Below are 6,619 nucleotides of genomic sequence, written 5' to 3'. Positions count from 1 at the left end.
TTTCCATCGACAGGTCCAATCCGGCATAGTGCTTCATGGCTGTTTCCTTCCTTCAGGATTCGACAACCAGAAGTGTGCGCCTCAACCAAGGTCCGAGGGAAGCAGCCGCAATTACACGATGACCCTAAGGGAGATCATCGTGGAACCCGTTTCGAACATCATCCTGATAGACCGTATGGTTCGCCGGCGGGCGGCGATCAGCCACGCCCTTTCTGCGGCCCGCATCCATGTCGAACCGTTCGAGAACATCCGGGAAATCGCGTCGGCATGGCCGCGTTCCGGAGTGGTGATGCTGCACGATACCGCCGGTTCGGTCGCCGAGCTCGTCGAGCGGATGGCGGAACACGGCGAATGGTTTCCGATTATCGCCTTCAGCGAAGATCCCTCGACGCACCACGTGGTCGAGGCGGTGCTGCAAGGGGCGATCGATTACATCGCCTGGCCGATGAGCCCGGAGGAGCTGTCCGAGACGCTGGTACGTGCGATGGCGCGGTCCGAATCGTTCGGCAACGCGAAGCTGCGCGAAGTCGTTGCACGCACGCGAGTGGACGTGCTCACACGTCGCGAGCGCGAAGTTCTCAGCGGCGTCGCCAGCGGCCTGTCGAACCGCCTCATTGGCGAAAAACTGTCCATCAGCCCTCGGACCGTGGAAATCCATCGCGCCAACATGCTCAACAAGCTGGGCGCGCGGCATACGTCCGAAGCGATCCGCATCGCGATCGAAGCCGCGATGGTTAGCTGAGCGCAATGTTGACCTAAGTGGAATACCGGAGCGAACGGCAAACCGGCACTTAGCGGGGTGGCCACTAGTAAGGACCGGTCGGTACCAGGTCCGCGCCGGGTACCGACACCGACCTGCGGCGCGCCCTTGGCTGTGTTCTTCTCGCGCCACCAAGGGCCTCTCAGGCATGGGGAACTGAGCGGCGGTCAGCGTTTGCTTGCAATCGTTGGCCGCCATTCGTTGCCGTTGACCATTCGTTACAGCTGAAGATGGGTTCTGCTTGCTGCGCCGTCGCCGACGATGTTTCACCAAAACAGGGCGGGCAAATCGCGATATGCGTTTCAGTATAGCGCGGAGTCTATCGCGCCGGGTCCGCCTCTATGCTTCGTCTATCAGCACGTCCCTTCATCTGAACGATTGAAGTCTGGCTGGTCGTGTCCAGACGCACGCTCGCGGCGATGCGGTCTTACAGCGTCGGCCCGATGAAATCAGTGCAGCCTGGCTCCCGTCAGACCGTCTTGGGCGAGCGGTCCCGCCACGCTGTTTCCAACTCTGGTGAGAACGGCTGCCGTATAAGCCGCGAGAAGCGCAAGGGCCGGCGTGCCTGCTTCTCCCATCACTTCCTCCGTTCCATCGCTCAGGATCATGGTCGCAAGGCAGGTGCCGTCTCCGCCGCGGGAGAGCATGAAGACTGCGTCGGTTCCGATGATCGCAAGCGCGGCATCGAGGGCAGCACCGGCCGCGATCAGCGCGCGAACCGAACCGGTTTTCGCCGCATCGGCAGACTGTGACTGGACGAGCGGAATCGAGAGAAACAGGTTTGCCGCATCCGCGATGCGCGCGTTCTGTTCTTCTTCCCGACTATTCATGCAATCATTGAGGAAATTTTCCAGCCTCGCGGTCCAGACTTCGTCACCAGCGTGCTTTGCCATGCTTCAGACCCATGTTTTTGTGTCGCGAACGACGGTATCGTCGTAAACCCGACCACTCGGGTCGACTATTCCTGTCAACCAGGATGGTCTCTTCCGACCGGCGGCATGTCCTATCCCGCGACTCAAATCGATAGGCTCATTACGGCCTGGGTGCCACCCACCTTCTGCCTTACGCCTTGCCAGATCTAAGGCGATGGGCAAATGTTCTCGCCATGGCCGATAAAGAGCCCGTATCCAGGAGAAACGCGGATGCCACGAAGGCGCGGATCCTGGAAGTCGCGCAGATCGCGTTTTCCGAACTCGGCTATTCCCACACGGGGATCCGCGAGATTGCCGCACGTGCCGGAACGAGTTCCACTCTGGTGCTGCGCTACTTCGGATCCAAGGCGGGACTGTTCGAGGCGGCGCTCTCGGCCTCTCTGCCCGTGGGCACCGCGATTGCCAGGAGTCGGGAAACCTTCGCGACCGACCTGGCCAATGCGCTGCTCGACCCGGCCAACCCGATCCGTCCACCGATCATGTTGGCGCTGGCGTCGGGCGATCCGGAAGCCGCGGCCATCGCGGCACGAGTGTTCGAGGAAAAGAGCATTGCCGACTTGGCCGGCTGGCTCGGGGGAGACCATGCCCGCGAACGCGCGATCGAGATCGCGATGATTGCGACCGGCCTGGTCTTTTACCTGCGGCAATTGCCGATCGCCGCCGCGAACGAAAACGAACAGCGCCGCATCGAATCCTGGTTCGCCAGAATCGTCCAGGACCTCGTCGACGCAGACGAATCAACAGAAAGGAACGACGATGCCGCAGGATGAGCCCCCGAGCCGTCGCCTGATCGCTCCGGAACTCGAGCCGCTGCTCGACGTCTTTCCCCAGCTGGACTTCTCGCAAGGTGTCGAGGCGTGGCGCGGGTCGGCACTTGCCGATATGCAACCGGCGCTGCGGGAGGACCTGGCTGCCGTCGAGATGACGGAACGCTCGGTGCCGGGTCCCGAGGGCGCGCCCGAGATCCGGTTGCTGATCTATCGTCCGCCGGGGCTCGGTCAGGGGCCGCATCCCGTCCTGCTCAATATCCATGGCGGCGGTTACGTCATCGGTACGCCGGAGCAGAACGACCCGATCAACCGGGCTCGCGCCCTGGCACTTGGCTGTCCGATCGTCGCGACGAGCTATCGACTCGCCCCGAGACCGCGTTTCCCGGTGCCGTCGAGGATTGTTACGCGGCCTTGTGCTGGGTCGCGGCAAATGCGGACGATCTGGGCTTCGATGCCGCGCGCATCGCGATTTCGGGTGAGAGCGCGGGCGGGGGACACGCCGCGGCGCTGAGCTTGCATGCGCGCGACCGGCGGCGCGCGGGCGAAGATGCGCCGTCGATCTGTCTGCAATTGCTCGATTCGCCGATGCTCGACGATCGCACCGCCAGCTCAGCGGATCCGCATCCCTGGACCGGCCGGTTCACCTGGACGCGCGACCACAATGCTTTCGGTTGGTCTTCGTTGCTTGGTCAGGAGGCAGGGTCCGCGAAGATTCCGGAGGCCGCCGTGCCGGCGCGCGTGCAGGATTTGTCGGATCTTCCGCCAGCCTGCATCACCATCGGCGGGCTCGACTTGTTTCTCGAAGAGAGCCTGGAATATGCGCGGAGGCTGTCGCGCGCCGGCGTGCCGGTGGAGCTTCACGTCATTCCCGGCGGGTATCATGGCTTCGGCCTCGCTGCGGGTACCCCGCAAGTGCAACAGAAGAATGCGCTGGAAGTGGCAGCACTGCAGCGCGCGCTCGGAATTGGTCCGCGCTGAACGCCGGGGATGGCCTGCGAATGCTGCGCAGCATTCCAGCATCTCTCACCTTCGAGCCGACGCCCGAGCCGGCGACCGCGTTTTGCTACGTCGACACGCGCCGCCGCTTGGGCCACAATACCGGATATCTCTGGATGGACCCGGCGCTCATGGGGGGAGCTGGCGGTAGCTGAAGGTCAGGAGTCGTTCGATGGCAGGTGTGGCAAATCTGGATTCGCTCGTCGATCTGCTTCCCCCGCCGCTGGGGGAAGAGCTGCTGCCGCACTCGCGGCTGGTTTCGTTGCGCCCCGGGCAGATCGTGATTGGTCACCAGGATTCGTCCAGCGATGTCTTCATCGTCCTGGACGGTACGCTCAGGGTCGAATTGGTCTCGCGCAACGGGCGCGAAATCATCCTCGACGATCTGAGCGTCGGCGATCTCGTCGGCGAATTCTCGGCGCTCGATGGCCATCCCCGCTCGGCCACGGTCACCGCGACCAGCAAGGCGACGTTGGCGCGTCTGCCCGGCTCGGTGTTCAAGGACATGGCCTATGCGACACCGCAAAGCGCGGAATGGCTGACGCTCAAGCTCGTCAAGATGGTGCGCGCGATGACAGAGCGCGTCTTCGAACTCAATGCGCTGGCAGTCCGCAGCCGGCTGCATTGCGAATTGCTGCGTCTGGCGCTCGACGCCGGGATCTCGGAAAATTCCTCGCTGATCGCGCCGTCGCCGACGCATGTCGAACTCGCCAACCGGATCGGGACGCATCGCGAAGCGGTGACTCGCGAACTCCAATATCTCCAGAAGCAGGGGATCACGTCGAGCGAAGGCCGCAAGCTGACCGTGGGAGACTGCGCGCGGCTTGCCGAAATCGTGCGCGCCGCCGCTGGCGACGTCGAACTCATTCAGCGCGCCAACCAGGCCGGCATTGGGCGCGGCGTGGCTTGACCGTGCTCATGGTGGCGATGTGAGAAATCTCACACCCCGCCTGTGGGCTTGGCCACCGCGCCCGGCGCGCCGTTTCGGCAGAAGAACAGTCACCCGGTGAGCGAACCCCGCGAGCGAGCCGGATACGGACCGGGACGGGCAACCGTTCGGGGGGTGGCTTCTGACGAATGGATGCCCATCCCGGTTCGGACACTCGCAATGCCTTTCAGAAAGGCGGCGGACCGGCCTTGTGCTTTCGAAACGCAGTTTCTCAGGTCCGCCGCCTTTCCTTTTTCAGCGGCATCGTCTCCTGACGAGTGCTACCGCGTAATCGATCCGCACTGCGATGTCTGACGTTTGCGCGGGGGCTACGCGAAAGCGATGTGGTGGAACTCCGCCCCGTCACCGTCTGCGACGAGGCTCGCCAGCGGTTCGCCTTTGAGAGGGAGCGTCATCTCGAACGGGCCGGCTCCGGGGTGGAATTCGCCCAACCGCACGCGCTCGACGCCCCCATCGATCCGGTAACCGGTCAGCCCCAGTCGGGTGTCCGCCAGCGCTTCGCCCGCGATCCGCACCGAACCAGGCGATTGGTCCGCCTCGATCGATTGCATCGTCGGCGGGACGCCAAGCCGCGCATCATGCGCCGCTTCGATCTGGCGCACCGCAGTCGGCACTATGGTTTCGACGAAGCGCAAATCCGAATTGCGGGCGATCAGGGCTTCGCGCAGCGCATCCGCCTTGGCGCCGAGAGCGCCGCGGTCGAAGCTGACGATATCGAACTCCCGCGCATCGGGCAGGGCGGAAGCATCGTCGGGAACGAGCATGCCTTCGGCCTTCCAGCCGTTCAGCTTCAGGGGCTGCACCACCGATGCGATCGTCTCTTCGCCCGGCCCCATCACCAGAACCCGCGAAGCATCGTCCGCCACACCTTCGCGCGGTTTGCGGCCCAGCTTGCGACACCAATCGGCAAGCTGCCCGACGGTCTTGTCGAGGCGCTTGGCGTCGCCGTCGTCGCCCACGAACCGGTCCCCCTCGCGCTTGCCGAACGCCCCCAGCAAGTTGTGCGAAGGCGCGCTCGGCACCATGCCCAGCTCGATCCACACCGGCTGCAGGTTCTCGACCATACGCGCGCCGCCGACGTTGCCGAACGAGACACAGCTCGCCGGCTTGTCCTGCCATTCGGCGAAAATGTGGTCGAGCGCGTTCTTGAGCACGCCCGAATAGCCGTGGTTGTATTCAGGAGCGACGAACAGGAAAGCATCGGCCCGCGCCACGGTGCGGCCCCAGGCGCGCTGCAGCGCCGTTTCGTATTCGCCCATCGCCGGGGAGCGCGAGATCGCCAGCTGCGGAAAATCCCAGTGGGCGAGGTCGATGAACTCGACGCTGAAGTGCTCATGCGCAGCGAGGCGCTCGTACACCCACTGCGCGACCGGCAGCGACATGCGGCCTTCGCGCACGCTGCACACGACGATCTGAAGATGGAATTTGGCCATACTGAGGACGCTCCTGTCTCGCTCGCAACACGAAATGCCCTGCATCGCGCAATGTTGCGAAACCTCGGCTTCGCTCGGCCCCGCGCGTTGCGAAACCCGAATCCCGCAAACCGCGTGACCGCTCGCGACATCGGCCCCGCGCAAATTCCCTTGCAAGCCCCGCCCACCCTCGGTAAATGCGCCCCCCTGCCGGGGCCAGTCCCCGAGCGCCGCTTTAGCTCAGTTGGTAGAGCATCGCATTCGTAATGCGGGGGTCACAGGTTCGAGTCCTGTAAGCGGCACCAGTACATAATGAGAACATTGTAGAAAACCGCAGAAATCTGCGGTAAAATGCCTCTCGTTTGTTCCGTATGTTCCCATCATGTTCCGTCCAGGCCCGCGCAAAGTGGGCCACGAATCGGTGGGCCACGGACGTTTCAGGAGGCGTGGCCCACCGTGCTTACGAACGTACAGATTCGAGCGCTTCAACCTCGAGCGCGACCCTACAAGGTTCCCGACAGGGATGGGCTCTATCTGCTGGTCCAACCATCTGGATCGTTGCTGTGGCGATTTCGCTACAAAATTTTCGGTGTTGAGAGGAAGCTGTCGCTCGGAAGGTATCCCGAAGTGTCGCTAAAGCAGGCGCGTGAAAAGCGCGATGAAGCGCGAGCTGAAGTGTGAGGTGGTCCCGCGTTCTTGGACAGTTTGGCGGCTGAGTTAAGCTAATCCCGGTTGTCGTTCATGCCGCCTGTTTGATCATCAGATCATGGGGGGCATGCCCCCCATGATCTGATTGCCCG

General features: G+C 63.3%; 6 protein-coding genes, 1 tRNA gene and 1 pseudogene. 6 read left to right on the top strand and 2 right to left on the bottom strand.

Annotated features, from left to right (window positions below):
* Nucleotides 1–139 precede the first annotated feature (139 nt).
* Nucleotides 140–742, top strand: coding sequence for a response regulator transcription factor (locus GQO94_RS20515; RefSeq protein ID WP_156843231.1), 603 nt, complete (start codon nucleotides 140–142; stop codon nucleotides 740–742).
* Between the two features lie 467 nt (nucleotides 743–1,209).
* Here GQO94_RS20515 and GQO94_RS20510 read toward each other — a convergent pair whose 3' ends face one another.
* Nucleotides 1,210–1,653, bottom strand: a complete 444-nt coding sequence (locus tag GQO94_RS20510; protein ID WP_156843230.1) for a hypothetical protein — start codon at nucleotides 1,651–1,653, stop codon at nucleotides 1,210–1,212.
* Nucleotides 1,654–1,865: 212 nt separating this feature from the next.
* Between GQO94_RS20510 and GQO94_RS20505 the strand changes: the two genes are divergently transcribed.
* From GQO94_RS20505 to GQO94_RS20495, 3 genes and pseudogenes are all read left to right on the top strand, one after another.
* Nucleotides 1,866–2,462: a TetR/AcrR family transcriptional regulator gene (locus tag GQO94_RS20505; protein WP_156843229.1), complete on the top strand. Its 597-nt coding sequence runs from the start codon at nucleotides 1,866–1,868 to the stop codon at nucleotides 2,460–2,462.
* Nucleotides 2,449–3,440 (top strand): annotated as a pseudogene (locus GQO94_RS21515) (alpha/beta hydrolase). Before GQO94_RS20505 ends, GQO94_RS21515 begins: the two are co-directional and overlap by 14 nt.
* Nucleotides 3,441–3,630: 190 nt before the next feature.
* A complete protein-coding gene (locus tag GQO94_RS20495; RefSeq protein ID WP_156843228.1) occupies nucleotides 3,631–4,368 on the top strand; it encodes a Crp/Fnr family transcriptional regulator in 738 nt (245 codons plus the stop codon).
* Nucleotides 4,369–4,715: 347 nt separating this feature from the next.
* Here the strand turns inward: GQO94_RS20495 and GQO94_RS20490 are convergent, their stop codons facing one another.
* A complete protein-coding gene (locus GQO94_RS20490; RefSeq protein WP_198046088.1) occupies nucleotides 4,716–5,840 on the bottom strand; it encodes an NADPH-dependent FMN reductase in 1,125 nt (374 codons plus the stop codon).
* 208 nt (nucleotides 5,841–6,048) lie between these two features.
* Here GQO94_RS20490 and GQO94_RS20485 point away from each other — a divergent pair.
* A tRNA-Thr gene (locus tag GQO94_RS20485) sits at nucleotides 6,049–6,124 on the top strand.
* Between the two features lie 46 nt (nucleotides 6,125–6,170).
* A complete protein-coding gene (locus tag GQO94_RS20480) occupies nucleotides 6,171–6,500 on the top strand; it encodes an Arm DNA-binding domain-containing protein (protein ID WP_232333067.1) in 330 nt (109 codons plus the stop codon).
* Nucleotides 6,501–6,619: the final 119 nt, after the last annotated feature.

Source organism: Novosphingobium aquimarinum, from assembly GCF_009746585.1.
Classification (GTDB): domain Bacteria; phylum Pseudomonadota; class Alphaproteobacteria; order Sphingomonadales; family Sphingomonadaceae; genus Novosphingobium; species Novosphingobium aquimarinum.
Note: the sequence above shows the minus strand (reverse complement) of the source record. Positions and strands in the feature narration are given on the sequence as shown.